Below are 17,158 nucleotides of genomic sequence, written 5' to 3' on the forward strand. Positions count from 1 at the left end.
CAGCGGTGATACTGACCCTGTGCCTCACACCCATGCACCGGCGATGTCCGAGCAGGCAGTACCCGCGGCGCCGGCGGCCTCGGACACTGTCGTCGCCGGGCTGGACGTGGCGTCGTTGCGGATGCTGCGGGCCATCGCCGACGCCGGGACGATCACCGGCGCGGCCGCGCTGCTCGGATACAGCCAGCCCGCGGTGAGCCAGCACGTGCATCGGTTGGAGCGTCGGCTCGGGACGTCACTGCTCGACCGGTCGGGCCGCACGTTCCGGCTGACCGAGGCGGGCGAGGTCCTCGCACGGCACGGGTCGACGGTCGCAGCCGCGCTGCGGGCGGCGGACGCCGAGATCTCCGCGCTTGCGGGGCTGCGGTCCGGGCGCGTTCGGCTCGTGGCCTTCCCGTCGGCGTCCGCCGCGATCGTCCCGGCGGCGCTCGTGGACCTGCGGCAGCGTCACCGCGGGCTGACGATCACGCTCGAGGAGGCCGAGCCGCCTGAGGCCCTGCAGGCGCTCCGGGCCGGGTCGGCGGACGTCGCGCTGGCGTTCTCCTACGGCTCCGACGACGACCTCGCCGGTCTCGTGACGCGCCACCTCGTCGACGACGCGACGATGGTCGCGCTTCCCGCCGACCATCCGGCCGCCGCGCAGGACCGCCTCGACCTGGCCGAGCTCGCGGGCGACGCGTGGATCGCCGGCTGCCCCCGCTGCCGCCGGCACCTGCTCGCGTCGGCCGAGCGGGCGGGGTTCGACCCGGCCATCGCCTACGCCACGGACGACTACGTCGCGGTGCTGAACCTCGTCGCGGCCGGACTGGGCGTCGCGCTGCTGCCGGAGATGGTCCGCCCGACCGCGCAGCGACAACCGGGGGTCGTCATGCGCCGCGCGGCAGGGACGTCCGCGCGCCGGGTGCACGTGGTCACCACCCCTGACCTGCTGCGCGTCCCCGCGGTCGCGGCGACGATCGACGCGATCGAGGCGTCGGCGAGGTCCTAGCCGGCGCGGCGCGTCGAGACCGTGACCGTGAACTTCGGGTCGCGCATGACCTGCCGGGTCGGGCCGACCGTGCGTTCGAGCGCGGTCCGGTACTGCAGGTGCGAGTTGAAGACCGTCCACAGCTCGCCGCCCGGACGCAGCACGCGCGCGGCAGCGTCGAACAGCTTGTGGGCCACGCCGGTGTGCACGCCCGCGCCGACGTGGAACGGCGGGTTCAGCACGACCAGGTCCACGCTCGCGTCGGCCAGCGAGGCGGCGGCGTCGTCCTGGTCCGCTCGGACGCGGTCGTCCACGCCGTTCGCGCGAGCCGTCGCCGCGGCAGATGCGGCAGCCGACGCCGAGTCGTCCGTCGCGATCACCCGGATGCCGGGCCGGCGGGCGGCGAGGACGGTCGCGAGGACGCCGGTGCCGCAGCCGAGGTCGACGGCCGTCGTCGCGTCCGGTGCGGCACGGTCGAGCGCGGCGAGCAGCAACCGGGTACCGACGTCGATGCGGGTGCCGGCGAAGGCTGCGCCGTGCGCGCACACGGTCAGGGGAGCGCCGTCGAGCAGGAGGATGTCGTCGTGCCGTTGCTGCGCCGGCCACGCGGTCGAGGGCCGGTCGTCGGCGGCGACCGGCCGCGACGCCACGAGCACCCGTGACTTCTGCCGGGCGAGACGCGGCTCGACGACCGTGAACCACCGCGCCAGCACGTCGTTCATCGCCAAGGTCATGTGCTTGATGCGACCGCCCGCGACGAGCACCACGTCCGGGTCGGCGTGCGTGGCGACGAGCTCGGCGATCTCGTCGAGCGCGTCGAGCGACCGGGGGAGCTGCAGCAGGACGAGCCGAGCGCCGCCGAGCGTCGTCGCGTCGAGGGGGCCGGACGTGTAGGTCCCCGAGAGCCCGCACCGTTCCGCGTTCGCGGCGAGCGCCCGCTCGGCGGAGCGGAGGTCCTGGTGGCTGCGCACGTCCTGCGCGCCGTGCAGGGCGACCGCGCCCAGAGTGAGCGCCCCGTACCGGTCACCGACGGTGACGACCTGGCCGGGGGCCGCCTCGGCGAGCGCGGCCGCGGCCTCGTCGAGCACGAGACGGTCGGTCGCGTCCACGGCCACCAGGTCCGGGCCCTCGACGTCGGGCCAGCGCCGCAGTGCGTCGAGCGTGAACTCCGGCATGGGCTGCGATCTCCGTCGGTTCTCGTCCGTGTCCGCCGAGGCCGGCGGATCGACCGACCGTATCCGACGGCAGCCCCCTCGACGTCAGGGTGCGGAGGCGAGCGCGTCCTGCACGGAGGTCTCCGTCGGGCCTGGGTAGACGGCCGACCGTCGGGTGACCGCATCCCAGGCGGCCCGCCACGACGCGGGCACCTCGCGCAGGCGCCAGAGCACCGCCTGCCTCGGCTGGACGCTGTCCGACGACACCCCGACGCCGACCACGTCGATGCCGGCCAGGTCGCACGAGAAGAGCGCCCTTCGCAGGTGGTAGTCCTGCGTCACGACGACCGCGTCGCGCACCCCGAACACGTCGTGCGCCCGCACGCAGGAGTCGTGCGTGTCGAAGCCGGCGTGGTCGCGGACGATCTTGTCGAGCGGGACGCCGTTGCTCACGAGCCAGTCCTGCATCGCGGTCGGCTCGTCATGGCTCACCGTGCCGTGGTCGCCACTGACCAAGATCACCGCGACGGCGCCCTGCTCGTACAGGCTGCGGGCGGCCTCGAGCCGACGCTCCAGGAACACCGACGGGGTGCCGTCGCGCTTGAGGCCCGCGCCGAGGACGAGCGCGACCGGGGTCGGCGGTATGGCCGCGGCGGAGCGCACCTTCACCTGGCCGAGGCCCTGCACCCACAGCAGGGGCGCGACGAGCACGAGGGCCAGCGCGCCGAGCGAGATCCAGACGACGCGGCGTCGTGTCCACCAGCGCGTCGTCGTCATCCGGGGAGCGTAGGGCGTCGTGACCGTGCCGCGGGCGGGAATCAGCCGATCGTGGCGAGCCACTCCCGGACCACCTGAGCGACGGCTCCGTTGTTCGACGGGGTGTGGGTCCCGGGGACGAACACCGTCGTGACCGGCCCAGCGATGACGGAGAGATGCGTCCGGAGCTCGTCGGGCGTGCCGAAGGGATCGCGCTCGCCCGAGACCGCGAGGACGGGAACCCGGATGTCGGGGAGGTGCTCGATGCGCAGCCGGTCGGGCCGGCCAGGCGGGTGCAGCGGGTAGGACAGCAGGACGAGCCCGGCGGCCGGTTGTCCCTGAGCGACCGCCATCGAGCACATCCGCCCGCCGAACGACCGGCCGCCCAGGACGAGCTGGTCCGCGGCGGCGCCCAGCGCCTCGGCCATCGCGTCCGCCGTCGACCGCACGTGCGCGATCGCGACCGGCGCGCGTTCCGGTGCGCGGCTGCCCGCGGCGCGGTTCGGGAACTCGACGCGCAGCACCGGCAGCGGCGCGACGGCCGCCTCGACGGCCACCAGGGGCGGACTGTCCCGACCCGCGCTCGCGCCCGGGGTCAGGAGCAGGCCGGCGACGGTCACAGGCCCAGGACGGACCGGATCGTGCGCACCACGCCGTTGGCGGTGTTCGCCGGTGCGACGAACCGCGCGTGCGCCCGGACCTCGGGGTGTGCGTTGTCCATCGCGAAGGACCACTCCGACGCGTCGAGCAGGCCGACATCGTTGAAGTAGTCACCGAACGCCATCGTCTGCTCGCGGGTCACGCCGAGCGTGTCCTGCACGTGCCGCAGCGCGAGGCCCTTGTCGGCGACCGGGTTCATCACGTCGACCCAGTGCTCGCCGGACACGACCGCTCCGGGGAACCGTTGCAGCAGCGGCCCGGCACCCTCGGCGACCTGGCCGAAGTCGTGGATCGCGACCTTGAGGATGTCGTCGTCGACGGCGAGCAGGTCGTCGACGACCTCGAACACCGCGTAGTACGGGCGGACCTGCGCGAGGAACGCCTCGTCGGATCGCTCGACGTAGGCGGAGCGCTTGCCGCACAGGACGGTGCCGACGTCCAGGTGGTGCGCGTCCCGCAGGACCTGGATGACGTCGTGGGCGGTGTCGAGCTCGAGCGTCTCCGAGCTCAGCTCCACGTCGTCGCGCATGACGTACGCGCCGTTCTCCGCGATGTACACGAGCTCCGCACGGCCGATCTGGCGGCGCAGCGAGGCGTACTGACGACCGCTCGCGGGGCACAGGACGATCCCGCGGCTGTCCAGCTCGTCGAGCAACGGCCAGAACTCGTCGTGGATCTGCTTGTCGTCGTCGAGCAGCGTCCCGTCCATGTCGACGGCGATCAGCCGGATGTCGGGGACGTGGTCGAAGAGGGGCGGAGCGTCGACGAGGGTTGAGGTCACGGGACGATCCTCTCAGGCGGCCTCACGGGCCAGGTGCTCGACGGTCGCCGTCATGGCCCGCAGGCCGGTCTCGACGTCCGCGAGGCTCACCGACTCGTCGGGGTGGTGGCTGATGCCGTCGGGGTTGCGCAGGAAGAGCATGCCGACGCCCGTGACCGCCCCGATCGCCATGGCGTCGTGGCCGGCGCGGCTGAACATGGTCGGGGCCTCGCCGGCTCCGAGGTCCTCGATCCCGGCGCGGACGACGTCCTGCAGAAGCCCGTCGCACCACACGGCAGGTGCCTCGTGGATCTGGCGCGACGACCACGTCAGGCCGCGGCGCCCGGTGATCTGGTCGATCTCGCGGGCGATGTCGGCCCAGACGCGGTCGCGGTCGTCGTCGTGCTCGCCGCGCAGGTCGACCGTCAGCCTGGCCTCCCCCGGCACCACGTTGACCGCGCCCGGGAAGGTCTCCAGACGGCCGACGGTGCCGACGATGTGGTGCTCCGCCCGGCAGAGCCGCTCGACGGCCAGGGTCGCCTCCGACGCGCCGAGCAGCGCGTCGTGCCGGTCCTCGTAGCGTGTGCCGCCCGCGTGGCGGGCCTCGCCGAGGATCTGGACCGAGAACCGTCGCGCGCTCGCGATCGAGGTCACGACGCCGAGGGGAGCGTTGGCGCGGTCGAGGTCGGGGCCCTGCTCGATGTGCGCCTCCAGGTACCCGGCGAGGCTCTCGGGGCGCCGGGCCGCGGCTCCCACCCGCCCCGGGTCGAGGCCGAACTCCCGGAACGCGCTCTTCAGGGTCGTGCCGTGCTCGTCGGTCAGGTCCCACCACGCGGGGTTCCACTGCCCGGCCATCGCGGAGCTGCCCAGCAGGGCGGTCCCGAAGCGGGCACCCTCCTCGTCCCAGAACGCGACGACGTCGAGCCCGAACCGCAAGGAGGACGCCCGCGGCTTGAGGATCCGCACCACCTCGATCGCCATGAGTACGCCGAGGATCCCGTCGTACCGGCCGGCGTCGCGCACGCTGTCCAGGTGTGACCCGAGCAGCAGCGACGGCGCCTCGGGGTCCTTCCCGTCCAGGTGCCCGTTGAGGTTCCCGGCCTCGTCCTGCCACGTGTCGAGCCCGACCTCACGCATCCAGCGGGACGCGAGACGGTTCACGCGCGCGTGCTCGGGCGACAGGTAGACGCGCTCGATCCCGCCCTCCATCGACGAGTACCGCGCGAGCTCGTCGCACCGGGCCATGATCCGGCGGGCAGCCTCACTGAACAGCGCCTCCTCGACCATCAGCCCCACGCCTCGTACGCCGCGTCGACCCCTCCGCCGACGGGCACGGACGCTCCGTGTCGCCTCAGCACCTGCTCCAGGGCGGCGAGGGTGGTGAGAACCGTGTCGAGGCGCGCGTTGGTGCCCATGGTCCCGATGCGCCACACGCGACCGTGCAGCGGCCCGAACGACGTCCCGATCTCGATGCTGAAGTCGTTCAGCATGTCGGCGCGCACGGCGTCGCCCTCGACGACGTCCGGGATGTAGACGGCGACGACGTTGTTCATCTTGTGCTCGAGAGACCCGAACACCGACAGACCCAGCCCCTGAGCGCCGGCCAGCATCGCGCGGCCCGCGCGCTCGTGCCGGTCGATCACGTCCTGCCGGCCTTCCTCGAGGATCACTCGGGCGCACTCGTAGGCGCCGTAGAGCATCGTCGTCGCCTCGGTGTGGTGGTTGAGCCGCCGCGGTCCCCAGTAGTCGAGGATCATGCCGAGGTCGAAGTAGTTGGAGTGCACGGGTTCGCCCGAGTCCTCGTCGGACTCCTCGCGGATGCCCGCCTCGATCCGTCGGCGGCCGCGGATCACGTCCACCGCCTTCGAGGACAGGCTGATCGGGGCGCTGCCCGACGGGCCTGACAGGCACTTCTGCAGTCCGGCGGTCGCGGCGTCGAGGCCCCAGGCGTCCATCTCGAACGGGTTGCCGCCGAGCGACGCCGTCGCGTCCGTGTAGAACAGGACGCCGTGCTTGGCGCAGATGGCACCCAGCTCGTCGAGCGGCTGGTTCATGGTGGTCGACGTGTCGCCCTGCACGATGGCGAGCAGGTGGGGCTTCACCTTCGTGATGGCCTCCTCGATCGCCGACGGCGTGAACACCTGCCCCCACTCGACCTCGATGGTGTGGACCTCAGCCTGCGCGCGCAGCGCGATCTCGGCGAGCAGGTGCCCGAACCGCCCGAACACCGGGACCAGGACGCGCTCGCCGGGCCGGACGAGCGACACGATCGCCGCCTCGATCCCCGCGCGCGACGTGCCGTCGACGAGCAGCGTCGCCTCGTTGCTCGTCGCGAACACCTGTCGGTACAGGGCCTGCGTCTCGTTCATGTACCCCGTCATCACCGGGTCGTACTGGCCGATCAGCGGCGTGGACATCGCCCGCAGGACGCGGGGGTCGGCGTTGACCGGGCCGGGGCCCATGAGCAGACGGGGCGGCGGGTTCACCGGGCGGGTCATGCGAGTTCTCCAGACGTGAGGCGGCGCGCGTAGCGCACCAGGGACAGGTCGCTCCCGCGGGGTCCGACGAGGCAGACGCCGACCGGCGCGACGCCGAGCGGGCCGTCGACGCGCAGCGCCGGGACGCTCAGCGCGGGCAGCCCGCCGACGCCGGCCAACGACGTCATGCGCAGCGTCGCGGCGCGGACGTCGTCGAGCGGGGCGTTGCGGGCCGGTGCCGGTCCGGGGGTCGTCGGCAGCGCCAGGACGGCGTCGGCGACGAGCGCGCGGACGACGGCGGCGTGGTGAGCGACCTGGGCTCGACCGTCCGCCTCCCGCTCCGGCGTGATCGTCGCGGCCATCGCGAACCGTTCGCGGATGTCCGGGCCCGTCGCGCCGGGGTGCTCGGTGACCCACTGGCCGTGCGCGCGCCACGCCTCGGCCGCCTGCACGACGCGGAACGCCTCGTACCAGTCCGCGAGCGGGCCGACGTCGACCAGCTCCACGCGACGGCCGTCGCACCACGCCTCGAACGCCCTGCGGGTAGCGGGCTCCGTTGCGTCGAGAGCCTCGCGCGGGACGCGGAGGAGGTCGGGGAGCGCCGGTTCGGCGTGCTCGCCGGTGTCCGCGGGCTCGTCGACCGCGGACTCCAGGCACCACGACGCAACTGACTCGAGCGTCGCACCGTCGCGCGTCAGCCAGCCGACCGTGTCGAACGACGGCGCGAGCGCGAGCATGCCCTGCCGGGGCACGAGCCCGTGCGTCGTGCGCAGCCCCCACAGGCCCTGGTAGCTGGCCGGGACCCGGATCGAGCCCGCGGTGTCGCTGGCGAGCCCGACGTCGGCCTGTCCCGTGGCCACGGCCGTCGCCGGCCCGCTGGACGAGCCGCCCGGCAGCGCGCCCGCGACCGCTCCGTTGACCGGGGTGCCGTAGTGGGCGTTCGCACCGGCCACCGAGTAGGCGAGCTCGTCGGTGCGCGCCAGGCCACGGATGGACGCACCCCCTCGCAGCAGGTCGAGCACGACGGGAGCGTGCTGGCGCTCGCGGGGGGCGTCGTGCAGCCAGGTCGGGTTTCCGGCGCCGATCCGGTACCCCTTGATCGCGAACAGGTCCTTGACCGCGACGCGCAGCCCCAGCAGCGGCCCGTCGAACGCACCTTGGTAGAGCGGGTCGCCGACCGTGCGCCAGACCGAGGTGTCGAAGCTCCGGGTCCGGCCGGTCACGTGCGCCGCGGTGATGCGCCAGCGCCCGTCGGCCAGCTGCCAGACCTGGGTCTGCAGCCCGGTTCCCCCGCCGACGTAGCGGGAGGTCGCGACGATCAGCCAGCAGCCGTCGGCGAGCTGTCGCGTCTCGACCCGGTCCAGGGTGCGCGGCGCGACGCCGCCGCGGCCGCTGCGGAACGCGCTGATCGCGTCGTGCCCCACGAGCAGCCCCGCCGCATCGCCGCGCATCGTCGTCGGACCGGGCGCGAACGAGTCGTCGAGCACCGCGACGTCGTCCTCGAGGATCGCCGTCTCGTACGCCTCGAAGGCGGCCCAGAGCTCTGCCGGAACGCTCATCTGCTCACCCTGTGCTCACTGAGTTGAAGTCTGCGACCCGGATCCGGGCGTGCACCCCGCACACCTGGTCGACCACCTGCGAGATGTCGAAGTCCGTCGCCGCGGACAGGTACGCGTACGCGAGGTGCTCGTCCATGCCCCAGCGTGCCCGCAGCAGGGCGATCGCGGCACGGACGCAACGGCGCATGGCCTCGTCGAGGTCGCGGTGCAGGCCGGTCGGGACGAGGTACTCGGAGGTCTGGACCATCGGCCCGTCGAGCTCGCCGAACTGCTTCTTCGCAACGTCCGCCGGCACCACCTCGAACCGCAGCGTGACCCGCAGCGAGGCCTCCAGGGCGGTCAGCGCGACCTCCCCGTCACCCTGCGCGAAGTGAGGGTCGCCCACGTACGCGAGCGCGCCGGGAACCTGCACGGGGAGGTAGAGCGTGGCGCCGACCTGCAGCAGGTTGATGTCGATGTTGCCGCCGTACGTACCGGGCGGGACGGAGTGGGGTCGGACGGTTCCCGCAGCCGCGACGCCCATGATCCCGAGGAACGGCGCCAGCGGGAACGCGACGTCACGCGAGCCGCCCTCGACGACCGGCAGCCGCCCGTGGCCCTCGACCACCGGCGTGAACACGCTCACCTCACCCGCGCCGCGCGGCAGCTCTCCCGCGAGCGCCCCGCGGCCGTGCCGGTTGGAGATGACTCCGTAGGGGACGCGCGGGGTGGTCTCCAGGACGGTGATCGCGAGCAGGTCACCCGGCATCGCTCCGTCGACGAAGATCGGGCCGGTGACGATGTGGGGGCCGTCGTCGGGGCCTCGCGTCAGGGTGGCGACGATCTCGATCGCGTCCGCCAGCACGTCGTCGGCTGCGACCCCGTGGCCCGTGAAGTACGCGAGCGGGTCGCTTCCCTGGTCGGCCAGCAGACCCTCGTGGCTGACGGTGTCGACGGTGACGGTCTCGCCGTCCGCGACGCGCAGCACGGGCCGGTCGGACGCGCAGGGGAGTCGGCCCCACAGGACGGTCTCGGGCGTCGAGCGCAGGTAGGTCGGCGAGCCGATCGGGCCCGTGCCCGGCTGCAACGTTGCACTCATCGCCCCCGCACCCCCACCATGACGCCGTGAAGACATGGGACGACGGACGACGCCACCTGGTGCTGATGCTGGCACTGACGTTCACGACGGGCATCGTCGACGCCGTCGGTTACCTGGGCCTCGACCGCGTCTTCACCGCGAACATGACCGGCAACGTGGTCATCCTCGGGATGGCCGTCGTGGGTGCTGAGGACCTGCCGGTGCTCGGCCCGCTCATCGCGCTCGGCGCGTTCCTCGGCGGTGCCGCAGTCGGTGGTCGCGTGCTGCGCACCGCGCCGGCGGGCTGGTCGCACCGCACGAGCATGACGTTCGCCGCGACCGGTGTGCTGGCCGTCGGTCTGGGGGTCGCCGCAGTCGCCGCACCCCCGAAGCAGGGCCAGGTCTGGGCGCTCGTCGTGACCGGCCTGCTGGCCGTCGCGATGGGTCTGCAGGCCGCGACCGCGCGCCGGCTGGCCGTCAAGGACGTGACCACCGTGGTGGTGACGTCGACGCTGACCGGCCTGGCCGCCGACTCGCGGCTGGCCGGTGGAACCGGGGACGGCTGGGCGCGTCGCTCGCTCGCGGTCGGCCTGATCCTGGTCGGCGCGGCCGTGGGCGCGCTGCTGCTCAAGGCCGGTGGGGAGCGCGGGGTCGGCGTCGGGATGCTGGTGGCCGGGGTGCTCGCGCTGGTCGCTGCGGGTCTGGGGCACCGACACCGCGAGGCGTAGCTCCTCAGGCACGTGCCGCCTCCGGGAGAAGGACCTGTCCGGTGCCGGGCGCGCTGACCGCGCCGTCGACCACGATCGGCGACCCGTGCAGCCAGACCGTCCGCGCGACACCCGCGACGGTCGCGCCGTCGTACGGGGACACGGGGTTCTTGTGCTCGAGCGCGCGCACGTCCACCACCCACCGGTCGTCGGGCGCGAACGCGACCAGGTGCGCCGGGGCGCCCACCGCGATGGCGCCTGCCTCCAGCCCCGCCACGCGTGCCGGCCCCGTCGTGAACAGCGGCAGGATGGCCTCGAGCGGCAGCCCGCGCCGTCGGGCCTCCGTCCACACCACCGCGAACCCGAGCTGGAGGCCGGCGATGCCGCCCCACGACAGGCCGAAGTCGCCGTCGGCCACGCTCTTGATGTCGGGCGTGGCCGGTGAGTGGTCGGACACGACCGCGTCGAACGTCCCGTCCAGCACGGCGTCCCACAGCAGGTCCTGGTTCGCGCCGTCGCGGATGGGCGGGCAGCACTTGAACTGCGTGCCGCCGGCGGGGACGTCCTCGGCCCGCAGCGTCAGGTAGTGCGGGCACGTCTCGACGGTCAGCGGGAGGCCCTCGGCGCGGGCCGCACGGACCAGGTCGAGGGAGTCCGCCGCGGAGACGTGCAGGATGTGCGCCCGGGCACCCGTCCGACGCATGGCGTCGATGACGTGGGCGATGGCCTCGCGCTCGCTGACCGGCGGCCGCGACGCGACGAAGTCCTCGTAGGACCGCCCGTGCGCCTCGTGCAGGTGCGTCGGGTCCTCCGCGTGCACGATCAGCACGCTGCCGATCGACGCGATCTCCGCGAGTGCGGGTTCCAGCAGCGACGCGGGCAGGTACTCGAACTCGTCGACGCCCGAGGGGGCCAGGAACGCCTTGAACCCACGGACGCCGGCGGCGTGCAGGGCGCCCAGCGAGCCGAGGTTGCCGGGAACGGCGCCGCCCCAGAACGCGACGTCCACCGAGAGCTTGCCGGCGGTCGCGTCCTTCTTGGCCTCGAGGGCCTCGACCGTCGTGGTGGGCGGGATCGAGTTCAGGGGCATGTCGACGATCGTCGTGACCCCGCCCGCGGCGGCCGCCCTCGTGGCCGACGCGAACCCTTCCCACGCCGTGCGCCCCGGCTCGTTGACGTGCACGTGCGAGTCGACGAGGCCGGGCAGGAGGACCTGGTCGTCGGGCAGCGTGACGGTGCCGACGTGTTGCTCGTCGAAGGGCAGCACCGCGGTGATCAGGCCGTCAGCGACCCGCACCTGAGCCGCCTGGAACGCGCCGCCGACCCAGACACGTCGAGCGCGTACGACGAGATCAGGCATCCGTGCTCCCGGGGAGGTGTCGGCTGGCGTCAGGCTACGGCCACAATGTGCCGCCTGGTTGTGTCCTGGGTGTTTCCCGCCTCCGACGCCCGCCGCCCGTTCGGCTACCGCCACCCGGGTGATCGTCGCCGACCCTGCTGGTCACTGGCTCGTGTGTCGACCGACCTCTTGTCACGCCCCTGGCGAACATGGGCAGTACGGGTACCACCTCGCCGTTAGCATCGAAACAACGCCGCCCGTAGTCCCCCGGTGCGCCAGCCCGGGGATCGGTGGGCACGCAGCTCGTGAGGAGTGCACATGTTCGAGAGATTCACGGACCGAGCCCGTCGCGTGGTCGTCCTTGCCCAAGAAGAGGCACGGATGCTCAACCACAACTACATCGGCACAGAACACATCCTCCTGGGACTGATCCACGAGGGTGAGGGCGTCGCTGCCAAGGCGCTGGAGTCGCTCGGCATCTCGCTGGAGGCCGTGCGTGCGCAGGTGCAGGAGATCATCGGCGAGGGCCAGCAGGCGCCGTCGGGCCACATCCCCTTCACGCCGCGCGCCAAGAAGGTTCTCGAGCTGTCGCTGCGCGAGGCGCTGCAGCTGGGCCACAACTACATCGGCACCGAGCACATCCTGCTCGGGCTCATCCGCGAGGGCGAGGGCGTCGCCGCCCAGGTCCTCAACAAGCTCGGCGCGGACCTGAACCGCGTGCGCCAGCAGGTCATCCAGCTCGTCTCCGGCTACCAGGGCAAGGAGCCCGTCGCCGCCGGCGGTCCGCAGGAGGGCCAGCCCTCGGGCAGCGCCGTCCTGGACCAGTTCGGTCGCAACCTCACGCAGGCTGCGCGCGATGGCAAGCTCGACCCGGTCATCGGGCGCGAGAAGGAGATCGAGCGGGTCATGCAGGTGCTGTCCCGCCGCACCAAGAACAACCCGGTCCTCATCGGGGAGCCCGGTGTCGGCAAGACCGCCGTCGTCGAGGGTCTCGCGCAGGACATCGTGCGCGGCGACGTGCCCGAGACGCTCAAGGACAAGCAGCTCTACACGCTCGACCTGGGTGCCCTCGTGGCCGGCTCGCGCTACCGCGGTGACTTCGAGGAGCGCCTGAAGAAGGTCCTCAAGGAGATCCGCACGCGCGGCGACATCATCCTGTTCATCGACGAGATCCACACCCTCGTCGGTGCGGGTGCCGCCGAGGGCGCGATCGACGCGGCCAGCATCCTCAAGCCCATGCTGGCGCGTGGCGAGCTGCAGACCATCGGCGCGACGACGCTCGACGAGTACCGCAAGTACGTCGAGAAGGACCCCGCGCTGGAGCGCCGCTTCCAGCCGATCCAGGTGGCCGAGCCGAACCTGGCGCACGCGATCGAGATCCTCAAGGGTCTGCGCGACCGGTACGAGGCACACCACCGCGTGTCCATCACGGACGCCGCGCTGGTCGCCGCCGCCACGCTGGCGGACCGGTACGTCAACGACCGCTACCTGCCGGACAAGGCGATCGACCTGGTCGACGAGGCCGGCGCCCGCCTGCGCATCCGCCGCATGACGGCTCCCCCGGAGCTGCGCGACCTCGACGAGCAGATCGCCGAGACGCGTCGCGACAAGGAGTCGGCGATCGACGAGCAGGACTTCGAGAAGGCAGCCCGTCTCCGCGACGCCGAGAAGCAGCTCGGTCTCAAGCGCGTGGAGAAGGAGAAGGCCTGGAAGTCCGGCGATCTCGACGCGGTCGCGGAGGTGGACGAGGAGCTCATCGCCGAGGTGCTGGCGAACGCCACGGGCATCCCGGTGTTCAAGCTCACCGAGGAGGAGTCCAGCCGCCTGCTCCACATGGAGGAGAACCTGCACAAGCGGGTCGTCGGCCAGGACGCCGCCATCAAGGCGCTCTCGCAGGCCATCCGTCGTACGCGTGCCGGCCTCAAGGACCCGAAGCGTCCGGGTGGGTCGTTCATCTTCGCCGGCCCGACCGGTGTCGGGAAGACGGAGCTCGCCAAGGCGCTCGCGGAGTTCCTGTTCGGCGACGAGAACGCGCTGATCCAGCTCGACATGTCGGAGTTCTCGGAGAAGCACACGGTCTCGCGGCTCTTCGGCTCGCCTCCCGGCTACGTCGGGTACGACGAGGGTGGCCAGCTGACCGAGAAGGTGCGGCGCAAGCCGTTCTCCGTGGTCCTGTTCGACGAGGTCGAGAAGGCCCACGCGGACATCTTCAACTCGCTCCTGCAGATCCTCGAGGACGGTCGCCTGACCGACTCGCAGGGCCGCGTGGTCGACTTCAAGAACACCGTCATCATCATGACCACGAACCTCGGCACCCGGGACATCGCCAAGGGCCTCATGACCGGCTTCCAGGCCGGCGGGGACCTGTCGACGTCGTACGAGCGCATGAAGTCCAAGGTCAACGACGAGCTCAAGCAGCACTTCCGCCCGGAGTTCCTCAACCGCGTCGACGACGTGGTCGTGTTCCCGCAGCTGTCCCAGCCGGAGATCTTCGCGATCGTCGACCTGATGGTCGCCAAGCTGGACAAGCGCCTGCGGGACAAGGACATGGCCATCGAGGTCACGCCAGCGGCCAAGAAGCTCCTGTCGGAGCGCGGCTACGACCCGGTTCTCGGTGCGCGTCCGTTGCGCCGTGCGATCCAGCGGGAGATCGAGGACGTCCTGTCCGAGAAGATCCTGTTCGGCGAAGTCAAGGCCGGCCAGCTGATCATCGTGGACGGCGAGGGCGAGGGTCTGCTCGGAGAGTTCACCTTCCGCGGCGTCCCGCGCGGTGCGCACTCCGACGAGCCGGTCAAGGTCGGCGCCTCGGTGGGCACCCCCGGCTCGGGCACCGACCTGCCCGCGGCCCCGCCCATCTCGGCCATCGGCGACGGAGGCACGGGCACCCTGCCCGCCCTCTGACGCTCATCTCGGTGGCGCCCCGTTCCCCTCGAGGGAGCGGGGCGTCGTCGTACCCGGAGTGGTCCCGCCACGCGCCGGGGCGCGAGATGGCAGGGTGGGGTCATGCCTGGACGTCGACGCCTGCCGCGGAGCTCACCGGAAGAGCAGGGGGTGGATCCGGCAGCCCTCGCGGACGTGATCCGGTCGCTGACCGCGCTGCCCGAGCTGCACTCGATCATGGTGCTGCGGCACGGGTTCGTCGTCGCCGAGGGGTGGGCGGCGCCGTTCGCCCCGGACCGGGTGCACGAGCTCTTCTCGTTGAGCAAGAGTGTGACGTCGACGGCGGTCGGCTTCGCGGTCGCGGAGGGCCTGTTCGACGTCGACGACCTGGTGCTGGACCTCGTCGGCGATCGTCTCCCGGCCGGCAGCGAGCCGGACGCGAACCTGCGCCGGATGCGGGTGCGGCACCTGCTGACCATGACGACGGGCCACGACGAGGACCCGTCTCCGCGGGTCTTCCCGAGCGGCGGCGACTGGGTCCAGGAGTTCCTCCGGCTGCCCGTCGAGCACGAGCCGGGAACGCACTTCGTCTACAACACGGCCGCGACCTACATCCTCTCGGCGCTCGTGCAGCAGGCCACCGGCCAGCGGCTGCTCGACTACCTGCAGCCTCGACTCTTCGAGCCGCTCGGCATCGAGGGCGCGACCTGGGAGCAGTCCCCGACGGGCGTCGACACGGGTGGGTACGGGCTGTCGGCCACCACGGAGGACATCGCTGCGATCGGGTTGCTGTACCTCCAGGGCGGTGTCTGGGAAGGCCGCAAGGTGCTTCCGGACGGTTGGGCCGAGGAGGCGACGCGGGCGCACGTGTCCAACGGCGACGACCCGGACAACGACTGGGCCCAGGGTTACGGGTACCAGTTCTGGCGGTGCCGCCCGCCGAACAGCTGGCGCGGCGACGGGGCGTTCGGGCAGTACATGGTCGGGTTGCCCGACCAGGACCTGGTCGTCGCGACGACGTCCGGACGCCAGGACATGCACGAGTACCTGCAGGTCCTGTGGGACCGGCTGCTGCCGGGCCTGTCCGACGACCCGCTCGCGCCGGCTCCGCACGACGAGCTCGACGCCTCCATCGCCGCGATGCGCCTCGACCCGCCGACCGGCGAGCCGAGCACCCTGCTGGCGACGCGCATCAGCGGCCGCACGATCACGTTCGACGCGAACCCGTGCGGGTTGCGCAGCGCGGTGCTCGACGTCGGGGACGGCGCGGACCGGCTCACGATCGACTTCGGTTCCCACGTGCTCGCGGGGGACGTCGGGCAGGGCAGCGAACCGGTACCTGCGTTCGTGGAGGTCGGACGCGGGTCGCCGTCGCTCGTCCGCGGTGCGTTCCGCCGTCAGGCCCCGGAGGACGTCCTCGTCAGCGGGACGTGGACGGCCCCCGACACCTACGTCCTGACGTGCCGGTTCGTCGAGTCCCCGTTCGTCCTGACGGCGACAGCGACTCTCGTCGGCGACGACGTCTCGGTCGCGCCCGTCTGGAACGCGTCGTTCGGTCCGCGCGAGCTACCGCCGTTCGCGGGCAAGGTCTCCCCGGCGTGAGCCGGGGCTAGGACAGCTCGAGCACCGTCCAGAACGTGTCCGGGTCGCGGACCGCGACGGTGCTGGTCTCCTGCTGTCCGGCCGTGAAGTCCGGGTCGGAGCCGTGGTGCGAGTGCAGGAAGGTGCCCGTCGGCACGTGCACCAGGCGGACGCGTGAGCCGGCGAGCCACGGGCCCGGGCGCTCGAGCTCGACGCGCCACGTGTCCAGCGAACCGTCGTCGACCGCGCTGACCTGCTGCTGGTGCGAGATCGGCGACGGCACCCCGGACCGGCTGTGCAGCCAGCGCCCCGTCGTGTGGTGGCGCAGGCGGACGACGGAGCCGTGGGTCAGCGGCACGCCGGCCGAGGCGCCGACCACGAGCCAGCTGTCGTTGTCGTCGGAACCCCCGAAGCACGTGACCTGCTGCTGGCCGTCGGTCCCGGGGTGCGTGTAGACGATCCGGTGCGAGTGGAGGGTCAGCCCGGTCCAGACGTGCGAGAGCTTGACGGTGTCCCCGGTGGAGACGGGCGCCTTGGGGTCGGGTGCGTGGCGCGTCAGCACGCGCGGCGACTTCGGCGTGTAGTCCTGCACGAAGAACCCGCGCCAGACGTGCCCGTTGGAAGCGACCCACTCGTGCTGGCCCTCCGAGGACGTGAGTGTGACGGGCCTGCCCGGCGTGTTGTTGTCGTACACAGTGATGACGACGCGCCCGTCGGAGCGCTTCTCGTACCCGTAGGCCACGACCTGGTGGTTGTCACCGATGGCGCCGAGGCTGCGGGCGACGACGAGCCCGAGGACGACGGGCCGTCCACGGTCGATCGAGGCGACCAGGCGGGGCACCTCCTCCTCCTTGGTCCACCGCGAGACACCCTTGAACACCCAGGTCGGGTCGTCGGAGTGCAGTGACCACGTGACGAACTTGGCGGCGGACCCCGTGAAGAACGAGTCGCGCAGCCGCGCGGAGAAGTACTGGGAGAGCCAGTGCCCGTCCGGCGGGACGCGGCTGGGTCCGTAGAGCTCGGACCGCCAGCGGGGGACCGGTTGTCCGGGCAGGAAGTAGTCGAGCGCCGCGTACGCCATGCCGCCGCACCGGCCGGCGGTCGTGATCTTGGCACCGTTGGGCAGCTGCAGGACCACGTTGACGAAGGCGTTGGGGAAGGCGAACCCGTGCGTGGCCGGGTCGAACGCTACGGTGCGCTGCGCCAGAAGCATGGAGAACCTCTCGTCTGTGGTGAGCGTGACACAGAGGAGTTCCGGATG

General features: G+C 72.3%; 14 protein-coding genes. 4 read left to right on the forward strand and 10 right to left on the reverse strand.

Translation table 11 applies throughout. The features are described 5' to 3' along the window. The first annotated feature begins 43 nt into the window (after positions 1–43). A complete protein-coding gene (locus tag AC1DPN_RS01555) occupies positions 44–988 on the forward strand; it encodes a LysR family transcriptional regulator (RefSeq protein ID WP_477082963.1) in 945 nt (314 codons plus the stop codon). Here the strand turns inward: AC1DPN_RS01555 and AC1DPN_RS01560 are convergent. From AC1DPN_RS01560 to AC1DPN_RS01595, 8 genes are all read right to left on the reverse strand, one after another. Then, positions 985–2,142 carry a class I SAM-dependent methyltransferase gene (locus AC1DPN_RS01560; protein WP_477082964.1) on the reverse strand — a complete coding sequence of 386 codons (1,158 nt, stop codon included), beginning with the start codon at positions 2,140–2,142 and terminating at the stop codon, positions 985–987. The two genes, AC1DPN_RS01555 and AC1DPN_RS01560, sit on opposite strands and share 4 nt — an antisense overlap. Before the next feature lie 84 nt (positions 2,143–2,226). Continuing rightward, positions 2,227–2,898 (reverse strand): SanA/YdcF family protein, encoded by a 672-nt coding sequence (locus tag AC1DPN_RS01565; protein ID WP_477082965.1) that lies wholly within the window; start codon positions 2,896–2,898, stop codon positions 2,227–2,229. A gap of 41 nt (positions 2,899–2,939) precedes the next feature. Further along, the gene (locus AC1DPN_RS01570; protein ID WP_477082966.1) at positions 2,940–3,497 is read right to left on the reverse strand and encodes an alpha/beta hydrolase family protein; all 558 of its coding nucleotides are present in this window, start codon (positions 3,495–3,497) and stop codon (positions 2,940–2,942) included. Beyond that, positions 3,494–4,246, reverse strand: coding sequence for an HAD-IIB family hydrolase (locus AC1DPN_RS01575; protein ID WP_477083831.1), 753 nt, complete (start codon positions 4,244–4,246; stop codon positions 3,494–3,496). Before AC1DPN_RS01575 ends, AC1DPN_RS01570 begins: the two co-directional genes overlap by 4 nt. A gap of 84 nt (positions 4,247–4,330) precedes the next feature. Next, positions 4,331–5,584: an allantoate amidohydrolase gene (locus AC1DPN_RS01580; RefSeq protein WP_477083832.1), complete on the reverse strand. Its 1,254-nt coding sequence runs from the start codon at positions 5,582–5,584 to the stop codon at positions 4,331–4,333. Further along, the gene (locus AC1DPN_RS01585; protein WP_477082967.1) at positions 5,584–6,795 is read right to left on the reverse strand and encodes a pyridoxal-phosphate-dependent aminotransferase family protein; all 1,212 of its coding nucleotides are present in this window, start codon (positions 6,793–6,795) and stop codon (positions 5,584–5,586) included. The genes AC1DPN_RS01580 and AC1DPN_RS01585 overlap by 1 nt, the downstream gene beginning before the upstream one ends. Next, complete coding sequence (locus AC1DPN_RS01590) at positions 6,792–8,333, reverse strand: AtzH-like domain-containing protein (RefSeq protein ID WP_477082968.1); 1,542 nt, start codon at positions 8,331–8,333, stop codon at positions 6,792–6,794. Before AC1DPN_RS01590 ends, AC1DPN_RS01585 begins: the two co-directional genes overlap by 4 nt. A 4-nt stretch (positions 8,334–8,337) precedes the next feature. After that, a complete protein-coding gene (locus tag AC1DPN_RS01595) occupies positions 8,338–9,411 on the reverse strand; it encodes an acetamidase/formamidase family protein (RefSeq protein ID WP_477082969.1) in 1,074 nt (357 codons plus the stop codon). Between the two features lie 65 nt (positions 9,412–9,476). On the opposite strand from AC1DPN_RS01595, the gene AC1DPN_RS01600 reads away from it, so the two are divergent. After that, entirely contained in the window at positions 9,477–10,118 is a 642-nt protein-coding gene (locus AC1DPN_RS01600; RefSeq protein WP_477083833.1) for a YoaK family protein, read from the forward strand. A gap of 4 nt (positions 10,119–10,122) precedes the next feature. On the opposite strand, the gene allB is transcribed toward AC1DPN_RS01600, so the two are convergent. Next, entirely contained in the window at positions 10,123–11,457 is a 1,335-nt protein-coding gene (gene allB, locus AC1DPN_RS01605) for an allantoinase AllB (protein WP_477082970.1), read from the reverse strand. A 297-nt stretch (positions 11,458–11,754) separates the two neighbouring features. On the opposite strand from allB, the gene AC1DPN_RS01610 reads away from it, so the two are divergent. Together AC1DPN_RS01610 and AC1DPN_RS01615 are read left to right on the forward strand one after the other, a co-directional pair. Beyond that, positions 11,755–14,337 carry an ATP-dependent Clp protease ATP-binding subunit gene (locus AC1DPN_RS01610; RefSeq protein WP_477082971.1) on the forward strand — a complete coding sequence of 861 codons (2,583 nt, stop codon included), beginning with the start codon at positions 11,755–11,757 and terminating at the stop codon, positions 14,335–14,337. Between the two features lie 150 nt (positions 14,338–14,487). Further along, positions 14,488–15,918 (forward strand): serine hydrolase domain-containing protein, encoded by a 1,431-nt coding sequence (locus tag AC1DPN_RS01615; protein ID WP_477082972.1) that lies wholly within the window; start codon positions 14,488–14,490, stop codon positions 15,916–15,918. A gap of 7 nt (positions 15,919–15,925) precedes the next feature. Here AC1DPN_RS01615 and AC1DPN_RS01620 read toward each other — a convergent pair whose 3' ends face one another. Beyond that, positions 15,926–17,110, reverse strand: a complete 1,185-nt coding sequence (locus AC1DPN_RS01620) for a hypothetical protein (protein ID WP_477082973.1) — start codon at positions 17,108–17,110, stop codon at positions 15,926–15,928. Positions 17,111–17,158 lie beyond the last annotated feature (48 nt).

Source organism: Cellulomonas sp. P4_H4 (assembly GCF_056400865.1).